Here is a 26,017-nt window from a genome sequence, read left to right on the forward strand (position 1 = left end):
AATTAGTTTTTAGTACAGAGAGGTTACTCTTTGCCAGCTTCCGCTTGAGCAGCCGCTATCGCATCGGCTTCAATTTGCTGCATTAGCCATTCAGGCTTACACCAACCATCAAGAATACTTAGAACCTTACTCTTACCTATTCCCTTTAATGAAGAAAAAGGCTCTACCTTTACGGCGTCATCGAAGTTGCTCAATTTCTTACGCACCTCGTTGACCATCTTCATTCTGTCACTTTGACCAAGCTTATCGGCTTTGGTTAATAGCGCTAAAACAGGAATATGGCTTTCAACTGCCCACTCAATCATCTGCATATCAAGATCTTTTAGCGGATGACGAATATCCATTAGCACTACCACACCACTTAAACAATCACGCTTAAGTAGATACTCACCTAACGCCTGTTGCCACTTAAGCTTCAGCGCTAACGGTACCTGAGCAAAGCCGTAACCTGGCAAGTCGACCAGACGGCGGTGCTTATCCAACTTAAAAACGTTAATTAACTGCGTACGTCCAGGTGTTTTACTCGTTCGAGCAATTTTTTGCTCTGTCAGTAAATTCAAAGCACTCGACTTACCCGCGTTCGAACGACCCGCAAATGCGATCTCAACCCCAACGTCGCCAGGGAGGTACTCATTCAAGTGCGCAATATCTGGCGCACTAATTAAAAACTCTGCTTTACGGAAATCGATACGAGATTCACTCACAATTAACTCCAAAATTTTATCAACTAACCTTTATAAATATCGAAGAGTTGCTTACATTTTCACAATTTTGTGTAAAATATTACCCCGATCACATAAAATACATTTTATCACGCTTGCGGGTCTTCCTAGTAAGCTCAAGACAAATATTTTAATAAGAAGTTGGAACGCCATGAAAAAGTTAGCTCTTGCGCTGTCTGTTTTAGCCACAATATCTTCACCTGCAATGGCAGAAGGAAATGCTGAAGCAGGAAAAACTAAAGCCATTGTTTGTTCTGCTTGCCACGGTATCGACGGCAATAGCATGATAGACATGTACCCTAAACTTGCAGGTCAACACAGTACATATCTAGAAAAACAGTTACATGATTTCCGCAGTGCAGCACAAACTGGTGGAAAAGAAGGTCGTATGGATCCAATCATGGGTGGTATGTCTATAGCACTTAGCGATCAAGACATTGCCGATATTTCTGCATTTTATGCCAGCCAAGCAAAGAACGACATCGATGTTAAAGATATTCCAGAGCTAGGTGCACAACTCTATAAGAATGGTGACGCAACTCGTGGCATCACAGCTTGTATTGCATGTCATGGACCAAAAGGTGACGGTATGGAGCTTGCTGGCTTCCCTGCAATTGATGGCCAGCATGCAAACTATATCAAGATCCAGCTTAATAAGTTCCACGATACAAATCGTAACAACGACTTAAATGGCATGATGCAAGATGTCGCTAAAAAGCTAGATAGCTATGATATCGACGCATTATCTAAATATATATCAAGCCTTAAGTAAATATTAGTATAATCTTAATAAGATCTTAAAAAGGACGGATTAACCGTCCTTTTTTATATCATTGCATTTACGTTTACGTAAACTACTGGCAAAACACTCTTGACAGAGATCACAGATTTAGGGTTAAATGACCCCGTACCGAGATGAACCCAACTGTTAGTACAAAAATTATTTAATAATAACTTTCAGATTTCGGTATCTATGCATTTAAGATATAAGAATAAATTAACTAAATAATAATAATATTATTGAGACCACTCTCTAAAAATAATAAGAGTCGCGATTTCAGTTTGAAGTCCAGGTCGTAAGAATTTTAGTAAGGATTTGGTTAGGAAGGCCATAACGCTATTTAGCATTAAACCTTACATTCAGAGAAACAGCACCAACAAGTACGTGTTTGTAGGATACAAGCACAGCATAGGAAGCTATTGCTTAGGATGCACTTGCGGGAAGCTTGTTATCACTGGAAGATACTTAAAAAATATACAGGGATGGTTACTTAGGCGTCATTGGATGGACGAATATAAATTGTGATGTGTCTTTAAAGACCATCTACGGAAACTGTTGTCAGGATGGCGACAGGTCTAATAATAAAGTGTCGGGAAGACCATAAACTAAAAGACATGCATGGAAGCAGACTAAAAAACAAGATGGATATTGACCGGGATAGTCACATAGCAAGTATGGATACTTGAAATCAGAATTGGTGCCTAACTTGGCACTTTTATAGAGGCGACAGATTAATCTGTCGCCTTTTTTTATTTATCGCTCTACTATCTTGATTTATACTCAAATGAGTTAACTTGTTGGTTTGAAGTAAATATATGCGTAGATGCCCTCTCTGTCATAGTGGCGATACCGTTCGATTTTATGCGAATAAGAAGCGCTGTCTATATCATTGCCATCACTGCCAACTGGTTTTTGCCGATGCCAGCTCTCACCTCCCCCCTAGCGCTGAACTTCAAAAGTATCGCCTCGCCAATAACAAACAAAAACCGCTTGCGCGATTTATGCTTGACCTCGTCAGTCAATGCGAAGATGGTACTAATCCATTGCTAGGGCTTAACTTTGGCCGCACCTTAGACAGCAAGACTCTGCAAAAAATTAACGCTAGAGGCCATCAGCTTTATCAATATGATCCCAGCCAAGCGCCATGGAGTAGCCAGCTCAAACAAGAATATGACTTCATCTGCTGCTATCAAGTGTTTGAGCATTTTCGTTTTCCCTACAAAGAATGGGAACTGCTTAGCCACCTACTCAAACCCGGTGGTTGGATGGCAATTTGTACACCATTACTCAGTGAATTAAACGCATTCGATAAGTGGCACCATAAGAATAATCTGACCCATGTGAGCTTTTATCAGCGGGCAACCTTTGAGTTTCTAGCAAACAGAGTCGGTTTTAAGCTATTATTTGCAGCAAATGATCTCATTCTGGTGCAAAAACCATCAGGATCTGATATAACACGCGACCAAACTTCAGTTGTTGCATGAGCCGAGGCGCTTTTCAACAACAGAGTCTTTTAAGTTATCGAGATAAGCGATCATGTCCCGTAGTAAGAAAACGCGTAAGAGCAACGAGAATGCTCCTAAATTAGCCCCAAGAACCAAGAAGAAAGATAGAGTTCTTGCAGGCAAGAAACAAGTTGCTGGCAATAAAGCGGGAAGTCGTCATAACGCTTCGATGATTGAAAGCCAAGCTAACGGCGGCAAAGCTAAAAGCGCCGATCCGCGCCACGGCAGCAAAAAGCCTGTTCAACTGCATATCAACACAGAAGTAAAAGTTGAGAAGAAGCCAAAAGGGCCGAAACTGACTGATGAGCAGAAATTATTGAAGCTTGAGGAAGATCCAAGACTCAATAGCCTACTCGATATGCTTGAAGAAGGTAAAAACCTCAGCCAAGACGATCAAACATGGTTAAACAAACAGTTAAACCAGATTGAAGCGCTGATGGATAGACTTGGCATTAATGACGAAGAAGACGATGAGCCGAAAAACAAAAAGGCCGTTAGTGATGACGACCTATTTGATAAGTTCGAGTCTGGTGCAGATCTGTTAAAAGACTACTTCGACAAAGACTAAATTCTAGAATTAAAATGGCATCTTTATGGATGCCATTTTTTTATCCATAATCGTCACCTGTATCCCACTCCTACCAACAAGGGTTTAGTATGACAACAGCCTTTATTGTTCTCGGTGTAATAATCATCGCAGCGCTTTCAGCCTATGCGACCTACCTGCTTATTCAAGTGCGCAAACAGAAACTACTCAAATTAAAACACAAACAAGAGCAAGCCGATGCGGCCAAGGCTAAGGCGAATGAACTGCTCGACAATATTCGTTATATCGCTAATGCAATGGTAGAAGAACGCTGTGAACTGTCAGAAGGCGTGATGCGCATAGTGAAGCTGTCACAGTTAGTGGGGATCTCAGAGCTAGTCGCTAATCACTACCCAGCCACTTTTGAGCATTTTGAAGTCATTAAAGAGCATCCGATTAAAGATCAGCGCAAAGCCTTAGAAAAACAAGAACGTATGAAACTCGACTTCGCTCGGATGCGTTCAGAAAGTGAGCTAGAGGCTAAAATATTAGAAGAAGCCAAGCGACTCAGTGAACTAAAACTTGGCCCGCTACACTAAATACACTGATGCGATTGAGATGACAGGCTTTAAATAGAGCGACATATAAATCGCAGATATGACATATTTTGCTTATATTAGGGTGAGTCTGTGCACAAAATCTTCTAAAGACCACAGACATACACCTCATTTTCAGCGATATTCAGTCATACTTTGCTACGCACATTAAATTTTTACAACATGGATCAAGGTTATTCAACAAATAACCATGCATACTTCACATGTTGCTAAACTATACGCCGGAGGACACGCCTTGAAGCAGCCCACCCCAATTAGTTGGGATCAGTCAATGATCGAAAAGTACAATTATAGCGGTCCACGTTATACTTCTTATCCGACGGCCTTGGAATTCGATGACTCGTTTACCGAGGAAAAATTGCTGACTTCTATCAAGAACAGCAAGAGTGACAAACTTTCTCTTTATATCCATATTCCTTTCTGCGCCAAGCTTTGTTACTACTGTGGCTGCAATAAAGTTATCACTCGTCACCATCATAAAGCCGATCAGTATATCGAATACTTAGCAGCTGAAATCGTAAAGCGTGCTCCGCTGTTTAAAGACTATTTAGTAACCCAAATTCACTGGGGTGGCGGTACGCCGACATTCCTAACACCTGAGCAAATTCTTACCCTATCAGCACTGGTTAAAGCTAACTTTAACGTTGCTGAAGTAGGCGAATACTCAATTGAAGTCGATCCTCGTGAAATCGAGCTTTCGATGCTCGACACCCTAAAAGAAGCGGGCTTTAACCGTATCTCAATCGGTGTTCAAGACTTCAACAAGAAGGTTCAAGTTGCAGTAAACCGCGAGCAAGATGAGCAGTTTATCTTCGACCTAATGGCACGCGCTAAAGAGCTAGGTTTTGTTTCGACTAACATCGACCTTATCTACGGCTTGCCACACCAGACACCTGAGACCTTTGCTGAAACCATGCAACGCGTTCTGGACCTAAACCCAGATCGTCTATCAGTATTTAACTACGCTCACCTACCATCACGTTTTGCGGCCCAGCGTAAGATTAAAGACGAAGACCTAGCATCGCCACAGCAAAAGCTTGATATGTTGCATCAAACTATCGAGACCCTAACAGGTGCGGGTTACCAGTACATTGGTATGGACCACTTTGCTAAGCCAGATGATGAGCTTTCAATCTTACAGAATGAAGGTCGTCTGCACCGTAACTTCCAAGGTTACACTACGCAAGAAGAGTGTGATCTATTGGGTCTTGGCGTGTCTTCAATCAGCCAGATTGGCGATTGCTACGCACAGAACCAGAAAGACATTCGTCCATACTTCGAGTCTATCGATGCTAATGGCCATGCGCTTTGGAAAGGTTGTAGCTTAAACCGTGACGACGAAATTCGCCGCGTAGTGATCAAGCAGCTTATCTGTCACTTCGACCTCGATATGGCACAGATTGAAGAGAAGCTAAACATCAACTTCGAAGAGTACTTTGCAGAAGACTTGAAACTACTGCAAACCTTTATCGATGATAAGCTCGTCGACATTACAGACCGTAAGATCACTATCAGCCCTACAGGCCGCCTATTGATCCGTAACATCTGCATCTGTTTCGATGTTTACTACCGTGAGAAAGCAAGACAGCAGCAGTTCTCTCGCGTGATCTAATCGAACTTGATTAGACTCTATAAAAACCGGCTTATGCCGGTTTTTTTGTGCCTGAAAAAGCTGAAAGCCCACCTTGTCACATTTCGTTTAATTTTCATCCGTGACCTTTGATGACCGTAACGGTATATTCAAGCTCATAATTAAAACGATAATGGACTATTCATGTATAAGTACCTACTTCCCTCTGTACTGGTGTTAGGCCTAAGCGCCTGCCAAACTGCACCTACAACTGCGTCTCAGCAAAATGTCATCACCGAGCAAGTTGCAGCCAATGCTCAACTGCAGTCGCTTATCGATGCCGCCTGGCAAGTATCCCTCGATGCCAGCCCTAGCTTTGCCTACTCTCTAGGTGATAAGACGGCCGCGGGCAAACTGCAAGACCTATCGCCCGCCGCACTCGAAGCGCTAAATCAACGCAAGCAACAGCTACTCAAACAATTGCAGCAAATAGACAGCAACAGCCTGAATAAAGAAGATGCGATTAACGCGCAAATTTTGCGAGACCAGTTACAAAACGATGTCGATCAGTATCACTACAAAGATCACTACATGCCTATCTCGGCCGAAGGTGGCTTTCACGCCTACATCGCCTCGATTGCTAAGGGACGCTTTGCTAAGGTTGAAGACTACCAAAACTACATGAAGCAGTTGCAAGCCCTGCCGGAGCACTTCAATCAACAAACCTACTGGCTAAAGCAAGGCCTAGCAGCTGGCATCACCCCAGCCAAAGCCACACTCAAAGGATTTGAGACCAGCATCACCGCCTTTATCGTCCCTGTAGAAGAGAGTGGTTATTTCAAACCATTCACTCAGTATCCTGCCCATTTCAGTGACGCTGAGAAGGCGCAACTGACCAAACAAGGCCGCGCCTTAGTGCAAGACACTGTGTTGCCCCAATACCAAGCCTTCTTCGATTTCATCACTACCGAATATATCCCTAACACTCGGATAAGCATCGCCACCTATGATCTTCCCGATGGTAAAGCCTTCTACGAGAACCGCGTTCGCTATTACACCACTTTAGATATGACCTCAGATGAAGTACATCAGCTGGGCTTACAGGAAGTTAAGCGCATTCGCGCCGAGATGCAGCAGATCATCGAACAGGTTGGCTTTGAGGGCAACTTTGCCGAGTTTCTAGACTTTTTAAGAACCGATCCACAGTTTTACCCAAAGACCGCAGAGGAGCTACTCAAGGAAGCCGCCTTTATTGCCAAGAAGGCAGATGCCATGCTACCAAAGTATTTCGGTAAGTTGCCGCGCCAGCCGTACGGTATTGAGCCTGTACCTGCCGAAATTGCGCCTAAATACACCACGGGGCGTTACTCAGGCTCGAGTCGCGATGACGAGCCGGGCTATTACTGGGTCAATACTTATGCCCTTGATAAGCGCCCACTATACGAGATGGAGGCACTGACCCTACACGAAGCCGTACCCGGCCACCACCTACAGATCTCCCTAAATCAGGAGCTAACGGATCTGCCGAACTTCCGCCGTTACAGCTATATCTCGGCTTTTGGTGAAGGATGGGGCCTCTATTCTGAATACCTAGGCTTGGAAGCTGGCTTCTACCAAGATCCCTATAGCAACTTTGGTCGCTTAACTTATGAGATGTGGCGCGCCGCACGCCTAGTGGTCGATACGGGCATGCACGCTAAAGGCTGGACTCGCCAACAGGCTATCGACTTTATGGCCAGCAATACCGCGCTATCGATGCATAACGTCAACACCGAAATTGACCGCTACATTAACTGGCCAGGACAAGCCCTGTCATACAAGATTGGCGAGCTGACGATTAAGCGTCTTCGCGCTCAGACTGAAGCCGAGCTTGGGGGGGACTTCGATATTCGTGCCTTCCATGATGCCGTACTGGCCAATGGTTCCGTGCCTATGTCGATTCTAGAGCAACTGATAAACGACTTTATCGCGCAGCAAAAAGCCACTATCTAATCTGCGATTACAGTAATATCAATCAGTATAAAGATAAGGCCGCAATCGCGGCCTTTTTAATCGGCTCTTTTTAAGGCTAGAGTCTGGCTGAACAAGTTTGCTACACTGCGGCTAACCCAACCGATAATCGAATAGATACTGTTTATGTCGATAGCTAGCGAAGCCTATATGCCAAATCAAACCACAACCCGCTTTTCATCAGAACATCACCTTAATAGTCCTGAGCAAAAAGTCTTCTGGCAGCAAGTGACGCAATCGAGCTTTAAGACTCATGACGACATCACTTTAGCCTACGCCCGCATTACTCACCCAGACAGTATCGGTACCATAGTCATCAGTAGTGGCCGAGTAGAATCCTATCTGAAATATAAGGAGCTGATGTTTGATCTTTATCAGCGTGGCTACAGCCTGTTTGCACTGGATCATCGCGGCCAGGGCTTATCGGCACGCACAACAGCCAATCCACATCAGGGGTATATCGACAAGTTCCAGCGATATGTCGACGATTTCGCCGAATTTGTCACTAAGATAGTCAAACCGCATTCAATGGAAAACTACTATCTGGTTGGCCATTCGATGGGGGGAGCTATCGGTACGCTTTATCTAAGTCAGTATCCAGCGACCTTCAAAGCCGCGGTATTTTCGGCCCCCATGTACGGTATCAAACTGCCACTCCCTAGAGGTTTTATCCGCGCTTTAGCTTCACTGTTAGATAACCATAAGCAACCCAACTATATCTTAGGTGGCAAAGACTACCATGCCGAACCATTCGATAAGAATGATCTAACCCACAGTAAGTTGCGCTATGACGATTACCGCGAACTCTATCGACAGCAGCCACAGCTACAGCTAGGCTCACCCACCAACCATTGGCTAGTTGAATCCATCGATGCCGCCGAGCAAGCAATTGATGCGGCACGAAACAGCAAAATCCCTTTACTGATCTTACAAGCTGAAGAGGACTCCATCGTCGACAATCGTGCTCAAAAGCGCGCCATTAACGGCCTGTGTAAGTTGACAAAAATCCCTTATGCCCGCCATGAGATCTTTATGGAACGCGATACGCCACGCAACCTTGCCATCAACGCATTGTGCGACTTCTTAAAGCAAGTGCGTTAATCGATCTCCGAGCAATAAAAAGGGATAGCTAGCTATCCCTTTTTTGTTTTCGATTAACCTAACTGCCCTGCCACCATCAGCTCCCGAGTCTCTGGGATCTCATTGTAAGACAATACGTGTAATCCACGAGCAAACGCCAAGGCATAGCGAGCCAATATTGGTCGCAGCTGTGGCGATACCAACAACAGCGGGCTATGGCCATGCTCCTTAGCCTGCGCTAACAATTGCGGCATACGCTGTTGTAGCTGCGCTAACAGTTGTGGGTCCACCGGGAAGCTATCTAGCGAGCCCTTGCCCTGTTGCTGAGACTGGTTCAAGGCTGTCATCAGAGTTTGCTCTAATTCAGGTGCCAATGTCATCACATTGAGCTTAGGCTCGATACCCACGATAGAGTGCAGAATCGAGTGACGCAGTGCACAGCGTACATCGGCAGCAAGCAAAACAGGATCTTTACTGTTTTCACTGCAATCGAGCAAAGTGGTCGCTATGGTGCGAATATCTTTCAGCGATACCTGCTCTTTAAGCAGTAAGCGATACACCTTCAACTGCAAGATAGGCGTTAAAGCACTATTGAGAGACTCGGCCAACTTAGGACTCTGCTTAGCAAGGCGGTCACTTAAGGCAAGCACATCATCATGCTGCAACATATCAGGCAGCGACTCACGGATAAGTTTGCTCACATGAGTGGCGATAACCGTGGCGTTATCCACCACGGAATAACCAAGGTTTAACGCCTTAGCCTTATTGTCTTGCTCAATCCAGATAGCGTCCATCTGATAGGCAGGCTCCTTGGTGATCACCCCGTCGATATCGCCAAATACCGGGCCACTCTTAATCGCCATCAAGCGATCCGGCTCAAGCTCAGCCGTAACGACCGGATTACCCATCAAATTAATCTGGTATGCATTAGGAGCCAGCGATAAGTTATCGCGAACTCGCACCTCTGACAGTAAAAAACCCGCCTGTTCGGACAGGGTACGACGGATCCCCGTTAGACGCTTTTGCAGCTCAGCCCCCTTACTGCGCTCGACTAAGTGCACTAAGCGGTAACCTAAACGAACCTCAATCAGATCGGTATAAGGAAGCGCATCCCAACTCGGAGCAGATGGTTCACTCAGGCTAGTTTCCCGTAACTGCTCAACTTTAGACTCGGCTATTTCGGGTTGTCTTTGGCTCTGCTTCCAAGCGACAAAGGCCAACAGGACTGCAAACGACAGGAACACAAACGTCGGCATTCCCGGCACGATACCGAGAATAAACATCACTCCAGCTGAAGTTATTAACGTTTTTGGACTTGCTAATAACTGCTGACGCAACTGCTCAGGCATCTCTTCGGCGTCAGACACTCGAGTAACGATAATCGCTGCCGCAGTGGCAAGCAATAGTGATGGAATTTGTGCAACGAGGCCATCACCAATCGTCAGCAAGGCATAGGTCTTAAATGCTTCGCTAGTGCTCAAGTCATGCATGAAAATGCCGATCGCCAAGCCACCAAGCATGTTAATGACTAAAATCAGAATACTGGCAATGGCATCACCACGTACAAATTTGGAGGCACCATCCATCGAGCCATAGAAGTCGGCTTCGCGTGCCACCTCTTGGCGCCTGTCTCTCGCCTGATCCTGAGTCAATACGCCCGCATTTAAGTCGGCATCGATCGCCATCTGCTTACCAGGCAAGGCATCGAGGGTAAAACGCGCCGACACCTCTGAAATACGCTCTCCACCCTTAGTGATCACCACGAAGTTGATGATCATCAAGATCAGGAAGATCACGGCACCGACGACATAGTTACCACCGATCACGACCTCACCAAAAGCTTGGATCACCTTACCTGCAGCATCCCCTCCCTCATGACCTTCGATTAACACCACACGGGTCGAAGCCACGTTTAGGGTTAAACGCAATAGGGTCGCTAGTAGCAATACAGTAGGGAATACCGAAAACTCCAGTGGTCTACGGATCGATACACCGACCAATAGCACCATCACAGCTAGAACGATGTTAAAGGTAAACAGGATATCTAATAACCATGGTGGCAAAGGCAGGATCACCATCGCCAAAACAGCAAGTAGCATGATTGGAATACCGATATAGCCTGGGCTACCGGCAAAAGTACGCTTGAACCAGTTCATTAATGCAAATAACCTTTAATCATGTTGTAAATTTTTCGGAATATAGAAGTGAGGCAAGGGCTCGGGCTTGGCCTGCTGACCTTGGCGTGCCGCTCTAAGTTGCATCACATAAGTTAAGACGTGAGCAATTGCGATAAACAGACCAGAGGGGATCTGCTGCTCCACTTGAGTCGAGTAGTAGATGGCACGCGTTAAGGGTGGCAGTTCTAACACCTCAACATCATTTCGCTTAGCGATATCACGCATATAAAGCGCTAACTCATCGGTGCCCTTTGCTAGCACATAGGGGGCATCAGCCTTATTCATGTCATATTTAAGTGCTACGGCATAATGGCTGGGGTTAACCAGTAATACGTCGGCTTTAGGTACAGAAACATCGGCACGAGATCGACTAATACGTTGCTGCATTTGTCGAATTTTGGCTTTAACTTCTGGTTTACCATCTTGCTGTTTATACTCGTCCTTCACCTCTTGCAGCGACATTCTGAGCTCTTTGTGATGATGCCAATACTGATAGGGCACATCGATAAAGGTGATCACTAGCAGACCTAAACCCATATAGAACATAGCCAGACTCAACATCTCAATGCCGCGAGTCACCGCTTCGTCGATAGGTAACTGGCTCACTGCCATCAAGGCTTGAAAGTTCTTCTGCAGGAACAGCAGCATGATGCCAATAAGCAGTACAATTTTTAGAATGGACTTAACCAACTCGACCAATGACTTAACCGATGCCATTCGTCCGAGTCCAGCAATCGGGTCGATACGACTGTATTTAAAGTTAGCATTGTTAAAATTAAATATCGGCCCGCCCGGCATGGCGCCGGCCACCATAGCGATTAATGCCACCATCAAAAACAGTGGCCCAAGAATATTAAGCACCTCCAATAGCGAGTAGGCTAAATGGCGCGCCATCATCCCAGGCTCATCCAGCTGTGCCTTGGTAAATGACATATTAATTCGTGTCATTGCGGCAACCTTGGCAGCAATCCAGTCTGCCGTTGTCGTCAGCAATAGAGAGCAGCCGATGATCAACGCCGAAGATGCCAGATCTTTTGAACGCGGAACTTGCCCCTGTTCACGGGCCTTCTTTAATTTCTGGGGGGTCGCCTTTTCCGTTTTACTCTGGCCAGAGTCCTTATTACTCACGCTGTGCCACCAATAAACTGGTACATGGCTGATAGCGCATCCAAACAGAGGTCACTATAACGAGTCGGTAATCCGCTAAATGAGAAAAATACACACAGCAACCCCATCAACATCGACATAGGAAAACCTAAGGCAAATACGTTTAATGAAGGGGCCGCTCGGCTCAATACGCCAAAGGTAAGATTAACCACCAACATGGCAAGAATAGCAGGCAGAGCCAACATAAAAGCGGCGGCAAAGATCCAAGAGAACCGCGCAATCAGCCCCATTAGCGGTAAATCAAACACGCCCATGCCAATAGGCCACAAGTGAAAGCTATCGACTAAGATCCCAATCGCGACCAAATGGCCATCTAGCGCTAAAAACAGCAAGGTGCCATAGAGCATAAACCACAAGCCAAGAATCGGGTTTGCGCCACCACTGGATGGATCGTTCATCACCGCCATCGACAACCCCATCTGCATCGACATCATGGCACCAAATAGCGTCATAACATGGATCATAATTGACAAAAACAGCGCCAACATAAAACCAATGAGTAACTGCTCTACCGCTAATATCAGAGCCTGAAAAGAGATAGCATCGACCGCAGGAAAGGGCGGTAGCATAGGGGCTATTAGCGCCGATATACTAATCGCTAATAGGATACGCACAGTAGCAGGAATGTAGGCATTGCCCAAAAAGGGCATCACCATAAATGCCCCCATAATACGGCAAAACGGCCACCAGAAAGTACCGATAAAAGTGCTTATTTGGACAGAAGTCAGAGACAGCAAAGGCGCCTCCTTATCCGGTAAGCTGTAGCAGTAAAAGCTTCTTTATGGGCTAGGTTCAATAATGGCAAGCCAGCCATACTTAGCCAACAAGATGCCCCGTTCAAGATGCTGCTTTGGATTGAGGTAAGCGATAACAAGCTATTCGTCCTCAACCGATAATATGGGGAATATTGATAAATAAGCGATCAAAGAAGTCACAGATTTTCATCAGCAACCACTCTCCCGCAAACACGACCATCAATAGCGTGATCACCAGCCTTGGTAAGAAGCTAAGGGTTTGTTCATTCACCTGAGTCGCAGCTTGAAAAACCGCGATAAACAAGCCGACCAGCAGTCCAGGGACAACCAAGACGCCCACCATAGCAACCACAAGAAAGATAGCTTCAGCAAATAGCGCTGTGAGTTCATTTACGCCCATCGCGCTAAGCTACTCCATTGTTCAAAAAACTAATTACAGCTGGCCAATCATTGAATATTACTAACGCTGACACCAATAAACTCAACGTTAGATAAATCATATCTATGATCGAAATATTGAATGTTTCATCATTATTTCCAGTCTTCATCAACAATCTCTCTGTGAGCCAACTTTGTGATTAAACAAGGCGCTAACCATAACTTGCCACCAAGGTACTCACCGTCATAGACCAACCATCGACTAACACAAACACCATTAATTTAAATGGCAAAGAGATAATAAGGGGCGACAGCATCATCATACCCATAGACATCAACACGCTCGCAACCACCAAATCGATCACCAAAAAAGGCAAGAACAGCAGGAAACCAATCTGAAATGCGGTCTTTAGTTCACTCAATACAAATGCAGGCATCAGGACAAAGAATGGAATTTCATCGGCCGTTAATGTGATCGGTTCGTCGGCAATCTTCAGCATCTGCTCAAGATCCGTCTCACGAGTTTGTGCCAACATAAACTGACGTAGTGGCACCTCGCCACGTGCCACAGCCTCAGGAAGCTCTATCTGTCCCATATCGTAAGGTAGAAAAGCATCGTCATAGATCTCTTGCCCGACGGGTCGCATAATAAAAATGGTCATCACTAAAGCGATACCGATTAATACCTTGTTGGGCGGGCTTTGTTGCAAACCTAAGGCTTGACGCAGAATGGCTAACACGACAATGATTCGAGTGAAGCTGGTGAGCATCATTAATAATGCGGGCAGAAAACTCAGCACTGTCATCAAGGCTAAAATTTCCAGCTTTACACTCACCGCCTGTGTCTTATCACCATCTGCCAGAGAAAATAACGTTAAGCCATCACTCGCATAAGCCGCCGATGAAAAACTCAACACAAAAACCAGCAACACTCGCCACATAGTTAATCAACAGCTCCAGTTAGGCTGGTCGCTTCAACTTCAAGCAAGCGCACCCCATAACGACCATTCACCTCAACGACTTCCCCACGTCCGAGCAATGCACCATTAACTCGAATATCTAGCGGCTCTCCCACCATACGGTCGAGTGCGACCACATCTCCCTCCCCCATCTGTGCCAACTCGCCGAGAGACATCTCTACGCTGGCAAGCTCTAAAGTCACGTGTACCGGAAGCTGATGGAAAAATGACATATCTTTTACTGGCTTAGCCTGAACCTTTGGTTTGTGGCTCTGCTCTTCAGCAAAAAAGTCATCATCGAGTAAAAAGTCTTCATCTTGTAGAATATTATGTTCAGCCATTGGATTGTTCCTCCATTTGAAAGGCTTCTTGGGTCAATTTGGCCACCATCTGTCCCTCATGGGTATGAACTGTGGCGTAAAAAAGTGGACGTTTACCCACGGTAACAGGGCAGCGAGAATGCAGATTCATCGGCAAAATATCGCCAACAGCCAAACTCTGCAGTGAAGTAACTGGCATACTCTGATGCCCTAATTCGAGTAGGGTTCTCAATGGGATCTGTTTGAGTCTATGTGCCAACTTTAAAGATAACTCAGGGTCAGCCTGATATTGGCTTGGCTGCTCAGCCATCAATTCCAATAGATGCTCTGCCATATAAAAGCAGAGAGCAGGTCCAGCATGGGCTGCTGGGAAAGCTAATTCACAACACACCGGAGCTTTAATCGGTGTAGTATTCATCACCAATTCTAGTTCCAATTTATCTTCATCTATCTCGGTTACCGGCAGTGTTCTTATCACCGCCATCATCAAACGTTTGACCAAGCGATACTCTGACTGACTCGGGGCTCTCATTGGAGACTGCAGCGCACTAGAGCAGCTACCATAATAGCCACTGGCAAGCTGGTCCAAGGTGCACTTATCTATTAACCACCAACCCAAATCGATACGGTTATAACTCAGCAAAAACCAAGCATGATGTAATTGAGGGGTGACGACATTGGCTTTTGCGCTGAGCGATACTTTTGACAGTCCGTAATGTCCCTGCCGAGTTATTGGGGTCAATAATTCATTAACAGCATCCATTATTGGTCGTCGGCATGACTCCAACTGCATTAATAATCGACTTCTAGCCAGCTTTTCTTTTATCAAAGCCACAGGTCTAACATCTACTCCTTGGCTAGATTTTATTAAGCTTGCTTTCGCGGTTGTTTTCATCCTAAATTCCACAACAAAAGAACGTCAAATAATCGACGCAAAAGTAAAAGCGCTATTTAAATGACGCTCGACAAAATAATGGCTAAATAAAAACTCATTTTTTAATGGCAAGCTAGAATATTATTTAAACCAACTAAAATAATTAACAGGAAATACGTACACTCAAAAAAAACAAATAAAAAGCACCTATAAGGCGACAGTATTAAAGAAAACTTTAATTTATTTTGCAACTTTCAACAAAAACATTTAAACACCAACAAAAACATACACATAAAAGCATTGAAATGTTGAACAATAAAAAGCACAAAGAAAGCGCAGTATTAAAAACAAACAACTACACGCCATCAAAATAATAGCGGCAAGCTTACAGCACATCTAAAATAAATACACCTTACTTTAATCAAAGTTTCAAAAACTTGATTCGCACACAAAATACAAATAAATAGTTTTACATGCTTTAGTATTACGTGTTTAATTGGCAACCTTAAAAATCTAACTACAAAATAATAAAGTCACGCTCTCTAATTTTAAGGGTTATGAACAATTGAAACTATCAGTTTATATATTAATCTGTTTAATTTTTATTTGTACAAACGTCACAAATAGCGCACTTGCGGCGCCAGTTAACTATCAAACTCCTTTTGAGAAAGCTCACTGGCAATTTTCTGGAGATCAATTCGGCTGTGAGATCACTCATAGAGTAGAAAGCTTCGGCACGCTCTCATTAAATGCCAAACCAGGAGAAGCACTCAATTTTGCTTTGCAAGCTGACTGGCTTAATTTAAATAACGCTCAGAGCCAAGCCCTAGTGGTTCCCGCTTCTTGGCAGGCGCAAGCGCATCAGCCAATTGCAACGACCTCATTGAATTGGTTTGGATCACAAGCAATCAGCCAGAAAAATACCGCTGCATTTTTAGAAGCCCTAGAACAAGGGTATACCTGGCAAGTTAATATCCAGGCTGCCGATACCAGTGGCTATCAGATCAGCTCAAGCCCAGTGTCGACTCGCTTGGTGGCGAATCAATTTAGACTCTGTCGTCAGCAATTACTGCCAAAACCTTTCACCTACTTACGACGCATAGAGCTCTTGTTTGCCCCTAGCTCAAGCCTTTTAAATAATTCTCACGAACAAGATCTGTATGCCGTTTATCGTTACCTTCAAGCCGATTCGAGTATTGTTGAGATCTTAGTCGACGGTCATGCCGACGCTTCTGGTGACCATTTAGCGAACTTGGTGCTCAGTAAAGAGCGAGCCGATGAAGTGGTATCTCGCTTAATAGAGCTGGGCGTATCGGCAAAGATGATTCAAACAAGGCATCACGGCACCCGAGCGCCAGTCGCCAGCAATAACAACACTGAAGGCCGAGAGCTAAACCGTCGAGTCACTTTACGCCTAGTAAAATCCGCGGCTAACTCCGTCACAACCTCAGCTTTGAGAGCAAAAAATGAATCGTTCTAGTTTAAGGTTTGTCGACGCTGAGCTATCACCACCGAGCAAAAATAGACTTCTACAACAAGGCTTCAACCTCTGGGAATCCGATAGTAAAAAGAGTCCTTGGTTAAGCCTGGTCAACCTTTCTCATTGCACAAGTCAGAATGTGGCAGTACAACTGCGACAATTTCCGGGTAAGCACCAAGTGGCGCTACTCAACCCAGAACAAACTGAGCTCGCCAGTATTGCCATGCAGTGTGGTGTGCAAGATTATCTATTATTGCCGATAGATGAAGAACAGCTGTGCTCACTGCTCCAGAGGCTGCGCAGGTTAGAACTCCCTAATAACGAGTTAATTTGCGCTGCACCTGTAAGTCGCCAGCTGCTAATGCTGGCCCATCGTGCCGCCAATACCGAAGCGACGGTACTACTCACTGGCGAAAGCGGCACCGGCAAAGAACCGCTGGCTCGTTATATTCATCGTCACTCCAATCGTACAGATAAACCCTTTATTGCAATTAACTGCGCCGCTATCCCTGAAAGTATTTTAGAGTCAATTCTGTTTGGACACGTCAAAGGCGCATTTACAGGGGCGACAACTGACCAAATCGGTAAATTCGAACTCGCTAATGGCGGTACGCTGCTGCTCGACGAAATAGGTGAAATGCCACTGCTGTTGCAAGCTAAGCTACTGCGTGTATTGCAAGAGAGAGAGGTTGAACGATTAGGCAGTCACAAATCGATTACGCTAGATATTCGGGTCATTGCCGCCACCAATAAAGATCTGCGCCAAGCAGTGCAAGATGGCAAATTTAGAGAAGATCTCTTCTACCGCTTAGATGTGTTGCCGATCAAGATCTTGCCACTGCGTCAGCGCAAAGAGGATATCTTGCCTATCGCCGAGCATTTCTTGCAGCGCTATAAAATCCTTGCTGCTAATCAGCAATGCTACTTCAGTGAGCAAGCACGAAACTTACTCTTAAGTCATGACTGGCCTGGCAATGTGCGTGAACTAGAAAATACCATTCAACGAGCCCTAGTGATGCGTCGCGGTCAAGCCTTACAAGCCGAAGAGCTAGGTCTCGTGAATCAAGATGGCTCAGCCTTGGTGGAACAAAATGAGTTAGGTCTTAAAGCCTCAAAACGTCAAGCAGAATTCCAGTACATCATAGATACCCTTAAGCGCTATAACGGCCACCGTAACAACACGGCTCAAGCCTTAGGTATGACTACCAGAGCATTAAGATACAAGTTAGTACAGATGCGTGAAGAAGGCATTGATATCGACCAGATCCTGTCGCAATCGGGTCATGCTGCATAATCGGCTTTACGAATAAATAAGGAACAGATATGTCAAATGCCAATATCGCCAGCACTCAGTCAATGATCCAGCAACTCAATATTCATTCTGAGATGGCAAAAGGGGCGATTAAGGTCGGCCCAAACCCAAGAGATTTTGGACTACAACCCGCCTCATTTACTGAACTAATGAAGCATAAAGTCTCCTCAATTAATGCTGATCAAAATGCATCGTCAGCCTTAGTGGCTGCCGTAGACAGTGGTCAAAGTGACGACCTTGTTGGCGCTATGGTTGCGTCACAAAAATCCAGTCTTGCATTCTCAGCCATGATTCAAATTCGAAACCGTCTCGTGCAAGCGTTCGATGACGTTATGAAAATGCCGATCTAAACCATGCCGCACCCTACAACCACTATTGTATTAACGCCCAAAAACTCAACAGCCTTTTTGAGCAAGGATAACTAAAAGCATGTCAACCACATTGACTCAAACCAGCCCTGTCATGACAGACGTAAATGGCAACAATGATCGTCTTAATTCGTTAAAGCAGAAATGGCATCAGTTCAGTCGAGGAGACCGACATGCAGCAACCTTAGCTATTTTGGCCATAGTTGCAGCTTGTGTCATCGTGTTAATGCTGTGGAGCACTGGGCAAGGTTATAGCCCGCTATATGGCAATCAAGAAAATGTTGAGACCTCGCATATTATTGAGGTACTCGAAGCCGAAGGCATCAGCTATCGTCTCGATCCTACCTCTGGTTTGATCCTTGTCCCTGAAGATAGAGTCGGCAATGCCCGTATGGTGCTCGCCGCACGCGGTGTAAAGGCTAAAGTCCCTTCAGGGATGGAGTCTCTCGATTCTTCAGCTATCGGTACCAGCCAGTTTATGGAACAGGCCAAGTATCGTTATAGCCTAGAGGGTGAGCTCTCTCGCACCATTATGGCCTTAAAGTCAGTCAAGACCGCTCGAGTCCACTTAGCGATTCCGAAAAAGACCCTGTTTATTCGTCAGCAACCAGAGTTACCTTCGGCCTCAGTGATGTTAGATCTCTATGCCGGGCAACACTTGCAGCCTGAGCAGATCACCTCTATCGCAAACTTGGTAGCAGGCAGCGTAACAGGCATGACACCGGAGCGAGTACAAATTGTCGACCAAGAAGGTAACCACCTGAGCTCGGAAATTAATGCCAATCAAGACCTAACTCAAGCACGTGATAAACAGCTGCAGTACACCCAAGAGTTAGAGCAGAGCCTAATCAATCGCGCCTCTAGCATGTTGCAACCTATTCTTGGCCAAGACAACTTCCAAGTACAAGTGGCGGCACTAGTCAACTTTAACCAAGTAGAAGAGACACGCGAGTCCCTCGATCCTCAAACCGTTGTTAGCCAAGAGAAGCAAAGCACGAATCAAACCAGCGGTGATATGGCGCTCGGGATCCCTGGAGCACTCAGCAACCAACCACCAACGGCAGATGCGGCGACCAATAACAGCACTAGCAATCTAAACCAACAAGAGAGTCGTCAGTTTGAAGTCGGTCGTTCAGTTAAACACACCCGCTACCAGCAGATGCAACTAGAAAACCTGTCTATCTCGGTACTGCTCAACAACCAAGCGGCTGGCGAAACAGGCTGGACTCAACCGCAACTCGACCAGATGAGCACCATGGTGCAAGACGCCATTGGTTACTCAGCGGCTCGTGGTGATCAGTTCAGTATCAGCAGCTTCAATTTTGCCCCGGTAAAAATTGCTGAATTTGAGCCGCTACCGTGGTGGCAAGGCGAAAGCTATCAAGCCTATTTACGTTATTTTATCGGCGCGATTTTAGGCCTAGGCATGATTTTCTTTGTATTACGCCCACTAGTGCAGCATCTAACCCGCACCGTTGAACACAATATTAAAGACACATTGCCTTCTACACAGCCATTGATGCCACCAGCAGAAGCGGCAACGGCACACTTGAGCCAAGATGCAGCCCAAGAAGCGGCGGACAATTTGGTTGCACTCAACAATGCCAACATCAACAGCAACTGGACCAGCAACCTGAACTTACCAGCCCCAGGATCGCCTTTGACAGTGCAGATGGAGCACCTAAGTCTACTCGCTAACCAAGAACCAGCACGAGTCGCAGAGGTGATCTCCCATTGGATTAGCGACAGAGATAGTGAACAAAACACTCATCAAGCTTAATTAATCTCATTGCATTTAGCGTTAAAAGATAGGTAACCCAAACAGTGAATAACGAACTCACAATCAAGATGGACAACCTAGAGCAAGCAGCCATGTTGCTGCTTAGCATGGGTGAAAAAGGTGCAGCTCAGGTCATGGCGCATTTAGATCGCAATGATGTGCAGCACCTAAGTCATAAGATGGCGCGGCTATCGAGTATTACTCAACAAGAAGCCGAGGCCGTGTTGGGTCGATTCTTTACCCGCTATCAAGAACAGTCGGGTATCGCCCGTGCTTCTCGTACCTACTTACAAAAAACCTTAGATCTGGCACTCGGTGATCGGGTGGCAAAAAGCCTAATCGACAGCATCTATGGTGATGAGATTAAGGTACTGGTGAAACGACTAGAATGGGTTGACCCACAGTTGCTCGCACGTGAGATTGCCAACGAACACTGCCAGCTACAAGCCGTACTGTTAGGTTTATTACCGCCTGAAAGTGCCGCTCAAGTACTACAAGGATTGCCAGCTGAAGGACAAGATGAAGTGCTTATTCGTATCGCTCAGCTTGGCGATTTAGACAGAGAAGTGGTTGATGAGCTTAAGCAGCTTGTCGAGCGCTGCATGCTGATGGCAATGGAGAAAAGCCACACCCAAATTAGTGGTGTTCGTCAGGTCGCCGACATTCTCAATCGATTTGATGGCGACAGAGAACAGTTAATGGAGATGCTCAAGTTACATGACAAGCAGCTAGCAAATAACGTAGCCGACAACATGTTCGACTTCATTATTCTGGGTCGACAAAAACCAGAAACACTGCAAGAGATCATGGCTATTGTCCCCGCCGATGTACTGGCATTAGCGCTAAAAGGCATAGACAGCGAGCTTAAGATGACATTGCTTAGAGCCCTACCAAAACGTATGTCTTCGGCAATTGAAACTCAAGTTGAAGCAATTGGTACCGTTCCATTAAGCCAAGCGATTGCGGCGCGTAAAGAGATCATGGAGCTGGCTAAGCAGATGATGGATGAAGGTCAAATCGAACTGCAGTTGTTTGAAGAGCAGGTGGTAGAGTAATGAGCCAACTGATCACAAAAACCGATCCGCGCTGGCGCCTTATCGGTCACCATGCTCGCCGTCATCGCTTTTCACCTCTAACTGCGCCGCTCGATAATAACGGCAGTGAAACGGCTAACTGGCAAGACTTCCAGCAAGCCTTCGATAAAGGCTATGACGAAGGTGTACAAAAGGGCCATCAGGCCGGATTTACCTCTGGTGAAGAGGAAGGCCGTCAAACTGGTTATGCTGCAGGCTTTAACCAAGGTCGTATCGAAGGCCAGCAAAAAGGCAAAGATAATATCGATGACCAGCTCAACAGTATTATTGCCCCACTAGGCGCGCTAAAGTCATTGCTCGAAGAGGGGCATAATCAGCAGATCTTGCAGCAGCAGTCATTGATCCTCGACCTTGTTCGACGCGTGTCTTTACAGGTTATCCGCTGCGAGCTAACCCTACAGCCACAGCAAATTTTAAGCTTGATAGAAGAAACCCTATCAGCCCTCCCAGATGACCCTAGCCAAGTTAAAATTCATCTGGAGCCAAGTGCTGTAGACAAACTCAAAGAGCTGGCCGCTGACAAGATCCAATCTTGGAGCTTAGTGCCGGACGCAACGATTAGTGCTGGCGGATGCCGTATTGTAAGTGAAACTTCCGACGCAGATGCATCGGTAGAGACCCGCCTCAACCGCTGCATGGCTCAGGTGGAAGCCCACCTGCAAGACTCATCACAGGTAGACAGCGTAACAAACGAGGCAGACGTTGAAGCTTAATGCCGATATTTTAGATTGGCCTAAGGTCCCTGTCGCCCAAGTTTACGGGCGACTAACCAGAGTTAACGGCTTGCTGCTTGAGGCCGTTGGTTGTCAGCTTGGCACTGGCGATCGTTGCTATGTCGAATGCCGCGACAATCACTTAGTCGAGGCCGAAGTCGTCGGCTTCTACAAAGACACCCTCTGCCTAATGCCTATCGAGCCCACCAATGGCCTAATGCCCGGAGCTCGAGTGATGCCCATAGAGGGGCGATGCCAGATACCGACGGGACTTGGCCTACTCGGCCGAGTACTCGATGGTTTAGGTCAACCACTCGATGACCTAGGTTGTATCAAGCATCTCCCCCACGTGCCTCTGCAGTTTAAGAGCATCAACCCTTTATTACGTAAGCCCATTCGTGACCCCTTAGATGTGGGTATTCGATCAATAAACGCCTTACTCCCCGTTGGCCGCGGTCAGCGCCTAGGGCTTTTTGCGGGCTCGGGTGTCGGTAAGAGTGTGTTACTTGGAATGATGACCCGCTTTACCGAAGCCGATGTTGTTGTCGTGGGCTTAATTGGCGAGCGTGGTCGAGAAGTCAGAGAGTTTATCGAGGAGTCTCTAGGAGAAGAGGGGCGTAAACGCGCCGTAGTGGTTGCCGCCCCCGCCGATACCACTCCCTTGATGCGAATGCGTGCCATGCGTCTATGTCACCATATTGCAGCGGCCTATCGCGACCAGGGTAAGCAGGTGCTGCTGCTTGTCGATTCATTGACTCGATACGCACAGGCGCAGCGTGAAATAGCCCTAAGCTTAGGTGAGCCACCAGCCACCAAAGGTTATCCGCCATCGGCATTTGCTCAGCTACCTAGCTTGGTAGAGATGGCTGGCAATAGCCAACACCCGACCGGAACACTTACCGCCTTTTATACCGTATTAACGGAGGGGGACGATCAGCAAGATCCCATTGCAGACTCGGCAAGGGCAATTCTCGATGGTCATATTGTGCTTAACCGTAAACTGGCCGAGCAGGGACATTTCCCGGCAATCGATATTGGCGCATCGGTCAGTCGCTTAGCCACTCAGGTCGCAAAGCAGAGTAGTCTAGAACAGGGGCAATGGTTTCGTCACCTCAATAGCCGTTATAACGAGGTTAAAGAGCTATTGCCATTAGGGGGCTATCAAGCGGGACATGATGCAGAGATGGATATGGCGGTGAGAAGCTATCCACAGATGGCAGCATTTTTACGCCAAGCAACCCACACTCAAGCCGACCTAACAAGCAGTCTCAGCGCCTTAGAGCAGTTAGTTAGCCAGATGGGATTTACCCTATCTACAGGGCAGCAATAAAAAGACCAGATGAAGTAACGATTAAAACGGTGCCAACGGAAAATATTAGATGAAGCAATTACTCAGGTTATGTCAGCAAGAAGAGAAAAAACTTAGCCAGCTTGGGCAGCAGCGTAATGCCGCCCAGAGTAAGATCGATACCATAGATCAGCAAAAGCACCAGCTCGGACAGATGGTGACCGATTACACCCAGATAAACCTCACTAATGCCTCGGCAATGATGCTACAAAATAGCGCCCAGATGATCCAAGTCATCGAGCCGATGATAAAGCAACTGACCCGCAAACAGCTGCTGCTACAACAGGAGCAGCAGAGAATGCATCAACTTTGGCATAAGCAGTTGGGTCGTCAGCAAGGCATACAGTGGTTATATCGAGAAAGGCTGCAACAGCAACATCAGTTACAGCAGAAGCAGGAGCAGAAACAGTTAGATGATCTAGCCGCGCGCTACGCGACAGCAAGCAGAGCCTAACGCATTTCACCATAATCGACATGGCTATCACCACCTCGATTAAGCAACTGACTTATCACCTCTTGCTGAGCCACCAGCAGCTTACCATTGGCTTCATTAACCTGCTGGCTCTCTTTGACCAACAGCAACAAGTTTTGCCATAAAATAGAGACTTGGCTCGCCGATGATTGCGGAAGCCTGGCAATTAACGCATCCATGCCAGTAGCATCGCCCGCAAAACCGAGCGCTTGCAACATTCTGCGCCGCTCGCCAGCTTTGTGCATCAGGCTGTCACACAAGCTCGATTGGTGTTCGTTATGATACTTAAGGCCAGCATTATCTCGACGCTGCATCAGTTCGCGCTGGCGCTTCAACAGACTTTTAAGCTGCTTATAACCATCGATATCTTGGCGAATACCACGCACTATGCTCTGCACTAACTCTCGCTTACTGACGCTCTGACCCGACTCATCCATGCTGCAGCACCATGGCGTCGGCTAACTTATCGATATCGAGTTCAAAACTGCCATCAATTAAAGACTGACGCACTTCAGCGACCTTCGCCAGATCAAAATCCGGAAGTTGTTCAAGGCTTTGCTGACTATGCTCAATCAGTCTGCAGTCTGCACTCACCTCTTGCTGAGGCTTTATCTCTGCAAAAACGGGAGTCTCTAGTGGCTGAATAAAGCCCTGAGTCTTACTCTTGCTAGTGCCCATTTCAGCATTTATCGTGCTGTTTATCTTGTTTATTTCCATAATGCCCGCCTCAAATACGCCTACTATAGGAAGTAAAGCGACACCATAGAGTCCATTCTGAAATAGCACCGTGATTAATTAAATCTCTTTTCGCTGCCGCTAAGGGCTTAAAACTGCGTCTCTACCCGCCCTTTGGCGATCGGATAAGCGCTGATCACTTTACCAGAGCTTAGGTTCCTGACGCGTATCGCCACGCCCTCTCCGCCCCCTTCGAGCGCTTCACCGGGCATATTAGCGTAGAATCCATTGCTGCGGGCTTCGATAATGACTCGGTCACCAATATTCACCCACTGCGGCGCACTCAGTTGCACAGCTTTAATTGCTTGATAACGCCGTACCTTACGCACCACCTGTCGACCCACTATCTCATCGAGCCCCGTCACTAAGTCTCTATCTGACGGGCGCAATTTAACGACTTTCCAATCAATATCCGCGGCCAAGATATGCTCACCACGTTTAAGCACACGATTAGCGACAGGAATTTTAACACTGACACTTACCGAAGCTCGAACGTAGAGGCTCCAGCCCTGAGCATCACAACTCACCTTACGCTGCACATTGCCCAAGGGAATACCAGAGCCCGCATCGATGCTGACTTTCGAAGGGCAAAGTTCGAGCCTCTTTGCCCCCGATGGCAGCTTGATCTCAATAGCAGAATCTAGCTGGGTTAGCCCGGCTTGTTGCTGCCACTGACCTAATTCTTCTGATAACAACTGAGTAAATGCTTGCTCAATCTGCTTAGGGGCTGTCATCGAATCTTGCGCCAGACTCTGCTGCGGAAGTAAACAGGAAACACTGAGGAGGAAGCAGGAAACACAGGTTCCGATCTTGTGCCACAAATTTATGCAAACCATTGAAAAACCTCATTTAAAACTATTGGCACACTAATTGAATAGTCAAGCAGCAATAAAACTGGACATACCATACTAGGAGTCGTAATGGCTATCAACCTTGATGCCGCATTAGGCATTCATCCGCACACGTTAGATTTCAGAGTCGAGCGCAGCAAGATGCTGGCAGGTAACTTAGCTAATGCTGAGACTCCCGGCTATAAGGCGAGAGATCTCGACTTCAAATCTGTGATGTTGCAGATCAATTCTGGCATGTCTCCAGACCGTAGCTATCAGGCTAGCTACCGTGTGCCTTATCAAACATCGGCCGACCAAAACACGGTTGAACTAGGCAAAGAGCAAGCAAGATACTCACAAAACGCCATGGATTATCAAACCAGCCTGACCTTCCTCAATATGAAGATCTCAGGTTTACGTACAGCTATCGAAGGTCAATAAGTC

Annotated in this window: 27 protein-coding genes; 16 read left to right on the top strand and 11 right to left on the bottom strand. The window is 46.4% G+C overall.

Features of this window, described 5'->3' with window-relative positions; translation table 11 throughout:
• Positions 1-23: 23 nt before the first annotated feature.
• A complete protein-coding gene (yihA, locus tag SHAL_RS21850) occupies positions 24-704 on the bottom strand; it encodes a ribosome biogenesis GTP-binding protein YihA/YsxC (RefSeq protein WP_012279265.1) in 681 nt (226 codons plus the stop codon).
• Positions 705-873: 169 nt separating this feature from the next.
• Between yihA and SHAL_RS21855 the strand changes: the two genes are divergently transcribed.
• The 7 genes from SHAL_RS21855 (at position 874) to SHAL_RS21885 (ending at position 8,832) form a co-directional block, all read left to right on the top strand.
• A complete protein-coding gene (locus tag SHAL_RS21855) occupies positions 874-1,494 on the top strand; it encodes a c-type cytochrome (RefSeq protein ID WP_012279266.1) in 621 nt (206 codons plus the stop codon).
• Positions 1,495-2,318: 824 nt separating this feature from the next.
• A complete protein-coding gene (locus tag SHAL_RS21860; RefSeq protein ID WP_012279267.1) occupies positions 2,319-2,987 on the top strand; it encodes a methyltransferase domain-containing protein in 669 nt (222 codons plus the stop codon).
• Positions 2,988-3,039: 52 nt separating this feature from the next.
• Positions 3,040-3,576 carry a Der GTPase-activating protein YihI gene (yihI, locus tag SHAL_RS21865; protein WP_012279268.1) on the top strand — a complete coding sequence of 179 codons (537 nt, stop codon included), beginning with the start codon at positions 3,040-3,042 and terminating at the stop codon, positions 3,574-3,576.
• 89 nt (positions 3,577-3,665) lie between these two features.
• Complete coding sequence (locus SHAL_RS21870) at positions 3,666-4,133, top strand: DUF2489 domain-containing protein (RefSeq protein WP_012279269.1); 468 nt, start codon at positions 3,666-3,668, stop codon at positions 4,131-4,133.
• 253 nt (positions 4,134-4,386) lie between these two features.
• On the top strand, positions 4,387-5,763 hold the full coding sequence (gene hemN, locus SHAL_RS21875; RefSeq protein ID WP_083758350.1) for an oxygen-independent coproporphyrinogen III oxidase: 1,377 nt from the start codon (positions 4,387-4,389) through the stop codon (positions 5,761-5,763).
• A 162-nt stretch (positions 5,764-5,925) separates the two neighbouring features.
• A complete protein-coding gene (locus SHAL_RS21880; protein ID WP_012279271.1) occupies positions 5,926-7,713 on the top strand; it encodes a DUF885 domain-containing protein in 1,788 nt (595 codons plus the stop codon).
• A 144-nt stretch (positions 7,714-7,857) separates the two neighbouring features.
• The gene (locus SHAL_RS21885; protein WP_012279272.1) at positions 7,858-8,832 is read left to right on the top strand and encodes an alpha/beta fold hydrolase; all 975 of its coding nucleotides are present in this window, start codon (positions 7,858-7,860) and stop codon (positions 8,830-8,832) included.
• 53 nt (positions 8,833-8,885) lie between these two features.
• Here the strand turns inward: SHAL_RS21885 and flhA are convergent, their stop codons facing one another.
• From flhA to SHAL_RS21920, 7 genes are all read right to left on the bottom strand, one after another.
• The gene (flhA, locus tag SHAL_RS21890; RefSeq protein WP_012279273.1) at positions 8,886-10,967 is read right to left on the bottom strand and encodes a flagellar biosynthesis protein FlhA; all 2,082 of its coding nucleotides are present in this window, start codon (positions 10,965-10,967) and stop codon (positions 8,886-8,888) included.
• Positions 10,968-10,982: 15 nt separating this feature from the next.
• On the bottom strand, positions 10,983-12,116 hold the full coding sequence (flhB, locus tag SHAL_RS21895; RefSeq protein WP_012279274.1) for a flagellar biosynthesis protein FlhB: 1,134 nt from the start codon (positions 12,114-12,116) through the stop codon (positions 10,983-10,985).
• Positions 12,113-12,892: a flagellar biosynthetic protein FliR gene (gene fliR, locus SHAL_RS21900; protein WP_049763894.1), complete on the bottom strand. Its 780-nt coding sequence runs from the start codon at positions 12,890-12,892 to the stop codon at positions 12,113-12,115. Before fliR ends, flhB begins: the two co-directional genes overlap by 4 nt.
• A 148-nt stretch (positions 12,893-13,040) precedes the next feature.
• The gene (locus SHAL_RS21905) at positions 13,041-13,310 is read right to left on the bottom strand and encodes a flagellar biosynthetic protein FliQ (protein ID WP_012279276.1); all 270 of its coding nucleotides are present in this window, start codon (positions 13,308-13,310) and stop codon (positions 13,041-13,043) included.
• 190 nt (positions 13,311-13,500) lie between these two features.
• Positions 13,501-14,229 carry a flagellar type III secretion system pore protein FliP gene (fliP, locus tag SHAL_RS21910; protein ID WP_012279277.1) on the bottom strand — a complete coding sequence of 243 codons (729 nt, stop codon included), beginning with the start codon at positions 14,227-14,229 and terminating at the stop codon, positions 13,501-13,503.
• Between the two features lie 2 nt (positions 14,230-14,231).
• Positions 14,232-14,588, bottom strand: a complete 357-nt coding sequence (gene fliN, locus SHAL_RS21915) for a flagellar motor switch protein FliN (protein ID WP_012279278.1) — start codon at positions 14,586-14,588, stop codon at positions 14,232-14,234.
• Positions 14,581-15,462: a FliM/FliN family flagellar motor switch protein gene (locus tag SHAL_RS21920; protein WP_012279279.1), complete on the bottom strand. Its 882-nt coding sequence runs from the start codon at positions 15,460-15,462 to the stop codon at positions 14,581-14,583. Before SHAL_RS21920 ends, fliN begins: the two co-directional genes overlap by 8 nt.
• Before the next feature lie 544 nt (positions 15,463-16,006).
• Here SHAL_RS21920 and SHAL_RS21925 point away from each other — a divergent pair.
• The 8 genes from SHAL_RS21925 (at position 16,007) to SHAL_RS21960 (ending at position 23,990) form a co-directional block, all read left to right on the top strand.
• Entirely contained in the window at positions 16,007-16,921 is a 915-nt protein-coding gene (locus SHAL_RS21925) for a MotY family protein (protein WP_012279280.1), read from the top strand.
• Positions 16,908-18,215 carry a sigma-54 interaction domain-containing protein gene (locus tag SHAL_RS21930; RefSeq protein ID WP_012279281.1) on the top strand — a complete coding sequence of 436 codons (1,308 nt, stop codon included), beginning with the start codon at positions 16,908-16,910 and terminating at the stop codon, positions 18,213-18,215. Before SHAL_RS21925 ends, SHAL_RS21930 begins: the two co-directional genes overlap by 14 nt.
• Positions 18,216-18,244: 29 nt before the next feature.
• Positions 18,245-18,583 (top strand): flagellar hook-basal body complex protein FliE, encoded by a 339-nt coding sequence (gene fliE, locus SHAL_RS21935; protein ID WP_012279282.1) that lies wholly within the window; start codon positions 18,245-18,247, stop codon positions 18,581-18,583.
• 79 nt (positions 18,584-18,662) lie between these two features.
• Positions 18,663-20,381: a flagellar basal-body MS-ring/collar protein FliF gene (gene fliF, locus SHAL_RS21940; protein WP_012279283.1), complete on the top strand. Its 1,719-nt coding sequence runs from the start codon at positions 18,663-18,665 to the stop codon at positions 20,379-20,381.
• 68 nt (positions 20,382-20,449) lie between these two features.
• Positions 20,450-21,436: a flagellar motor switch protein FliG gene (locus SHAL_RS21945; protein ID WP_012279284.1), complete on the top strand. Its 987-nt coding sequence runs from the start codon at positions 20,450-20,452 to the stop codon at positions 21,434-21,436.
• Positions 21,436-22,188: a flagellar assembly protein FliH gene (fliH, locus tag SHAL_RS21950; protein WP_012279285.1), complete on the top strand. Its 753-nt coding sequence runs from the start codon at positions 21,436-21,438 to the stop codon at positions 22,186-22,188. Before SHAL_RS21945 ends, fliH begins: the two co-directional genes overlap by 1 nt.
• The gene (locus SHAL_RS21955) at positions 22,178-23,518 is read left to right on the top strand and encodes a FliI/YscN family ATPase (protein ID WP_012279286.1); all 1,341 of its coding nucleotides are present in this window, start codon (positions 22,178-22,180) and stop codon (positions 23,516-23,518) included. Before fliH ends, SHAL_RS21955 begins: the two co-directional genes overlap by 11 nt.
• 49 nt (positions 23,519-23,567) lie before the next feature.
• Positions 23,568-23,990: a flagellar FliJ family protein gene (locus SHAL_RS21960; RefSeq protein ID WP_012279287.1), complete on the top strand. Its 423-nt coding sequence runs from the start codon at positions 23,568-23,570 to the stop codon at positions 23,988-23,990.
• On the opposite strand, the gene flgN is transcribed toward SHAL_RS21960, so the two are convergent.
• The 3 genes from flgN to flgA form a co-directional block, all read right to left on the bottom strand.
• Positions 23,987-24,445 carry a flagellar protein FlgN gene (gene flgN, locus SHAL_RS21965; protein WP_012279288.1) on the bottom strand — a complete coding sequence of 153 codons (459 nt, stop codon included), beginning with the start codon at positions 24,443-24,445 and terminating at the stop codon, positions 23,987-23,989. The two genes, SHAL_RS21960 and flgN, sit on opposite strands and share 4 nt — an antisense overlap.
• A complete protein-coding gene (flgM, locus tag SHAL_RS21970) occupies positions 24,438-24,725 on the bottom strand; it encodes a flagellar biosynthesis anti-sigma factor FlgM (protein WP_012279289.1) in 288 nt (95 codons plus the stop codon). Before flgM ends, flgN begins: the two co-directional genes overlap by 8 nt.
• Positions 24,726-24,832: 107 nt before the next feature.
• Positions 24,833-25,477, bottom strand: a complete 645-nt coding sequence (flgA, locus tag SHAL_RS21975; protein WP_223296228.1) for a flagellar basal body P-ring formation chaperone FlgA — start codon at positions 25,475-25,477, stop codon at positions 24,833-24,835.
• A 186-nt stretch (positions 25,478-25,663) separates the two neighbouring features.
• Here flgA and SHAL_RS21980 point away from each other — a divergent pair, with 186 nt between their 5' ends.
• Complete coding sequence (locus SHAL_RS21980; protein WP_012279291.1) at positions 25,664-26,014, top strand: flagellar basal body rod protein FlgB; 351 nt, start codon at positions 25,664-25,666, stop codon at positions 26,012-26,014.
• Positions 26,015-26,017 lie beyond the last annotated feature (3 nt).

Source organism: Shewanella halifaxensis HAW-EB4 (assembly GCF_000019185.1).
GTDB lineage: Bacteria > Pseudomonadota > Gammaproteobacteria > Enterobacterales > Shewanellaceae > Shewanella > Shewanella halifaxensis.

Coding starts and splice junctions, on each gene's coding strand:
- SHAL_RS21855 (WP_012279266.1), top strand. CDS start 874: ATGAAAAAGTTAGCTCTTGCGCTGTCTGTTTTAGCCACAATATCTTCA.
- SHAL_RS21860 (WP_012279267.1), top strand. CDS start 2,319: ATGCGTAGATGCCCTCTCTGTCATAGTGGCGATACCGTTCGATTTTAT.
- yihI (WP_012279268.1), top strand. CDS start 3,040: ATGTCCCGTAGTAAGAAAACGCGTAAGAGCAACGAGAATGCTCCTAAA.
- SHAL_RS21870 (WP_012279269.1), top strand. CDS start 3,666: ATGACAACAGCCTTTATTGTTCTCGGTGTAATAATCATCGCAGCGCTT.
- SHAL_RS21880 (WP_012279271.1), top strand. CDS start 5,926: ATGTATAAGTACCTACTTCCCTCTGTACTGGTGTTAGGCCTAAGCGCC.
- SHAL_RS21885 (WP_012279272.1), top strand. CDS start 7,858: ATGTCGATAGCTAGCGAAGCCTATATGCCAAATCAAACCACAACCCGC.
- flhA (WP_012279273.1), bottom strand. CDS start 10,967: ATGAACTGGTTCAAGCGTACTTTTGCCGGTAGCCCAGGCTATATCGGT.
- SHAL_RS21905 (WP_012279276.1), bottom strand. CDS start 13,310: ATGGGCGTAAATGAACTCACAGCGCTATTTGCTGAAGCTATCTTTCTT.
- fliP (WP_012279277.1), bottom strand. CDS start 14,229: ATGTGGCGAGTGTTGCTGGTTTTTGTGTTGAGTTTTTCATCGGCGGCT.
- fliN (WP_012279278.1), bottom strand. CDS start 14,588: ATGGCTGAACATAATATTCTACAAGATGAAGACTTTTTACTCGATGAT.
- SHAL_RS21920 (WP_012279279.1), bottom strand. CDS start 15,462: ATGAAAACAACCGCGAAAGCAAGCTTAATAAAATCTAGCCAAGGAGTA.
- SHAL_RS21930 (WP_012279281.1), top strand. CDS start 16,908: ATGAATCGTTCTAGTTTAAGGTTTGTCGACGCTGAGCTATCACCACCG.
- fliE (WP_012279282.1), top strand. CDS start 18,245: ATGTCAAATGCCAATATCGCCAGCACTCAGTCAATGATCCAGCAACTC.
- fliF (WP_012279283.1), top strand. CDS start 18,663: ATGTCAACCACATTGACTCAAACCAGCCCTGTCATGACAGACGTAAAT.
- SHAL_RS21945 (WP_012279284.1), top strand. CDS start 20,450: ATGGACAACCTAGAGCAAGCAGCCATGTTGCTGCTTAGCATGGGTGAA.
- fliH (WP_012279285.1), top strand. CDS start 21,436: ATGAGCCAACTGATCACAAAAACCGATCCGCGCTGGCGCCTTATCGGT.
- SHAL_RS21960 (WP_012279287.1), top strand. CDS start 23,568: ATGAAGCAATTACTCAGGTTATGTCAGCAAGAAGAGAAAAAACTTAGC.
- flgN (WP_012279288.1), bottom strand. CDS start 24,445: ATGGATGAGTCGGGTCAGAGCGTCAGTAAGCGAGAGTTAGTGCAGAGC.
- flgM (WP_012279289.1), bottom strand. CDS start 24,725: ATGGAAATAAACAAGATAAACAGCACGATAAATGCTGAAATGGGCACT.
- flgA (WP_223296228.1), bottom strand. CDS start 25,477: ATGACAGCCCCTAAGCAGATTGAGCAAGCATTTACTCAGTTGTTATCA.
- SHAL_RS21980 (WP_012279291.1), top strand. CDS start 25,664: ATGGCTATCAACCTTGATGCCGCATTAGGCATTCATCCGCACACGTTA.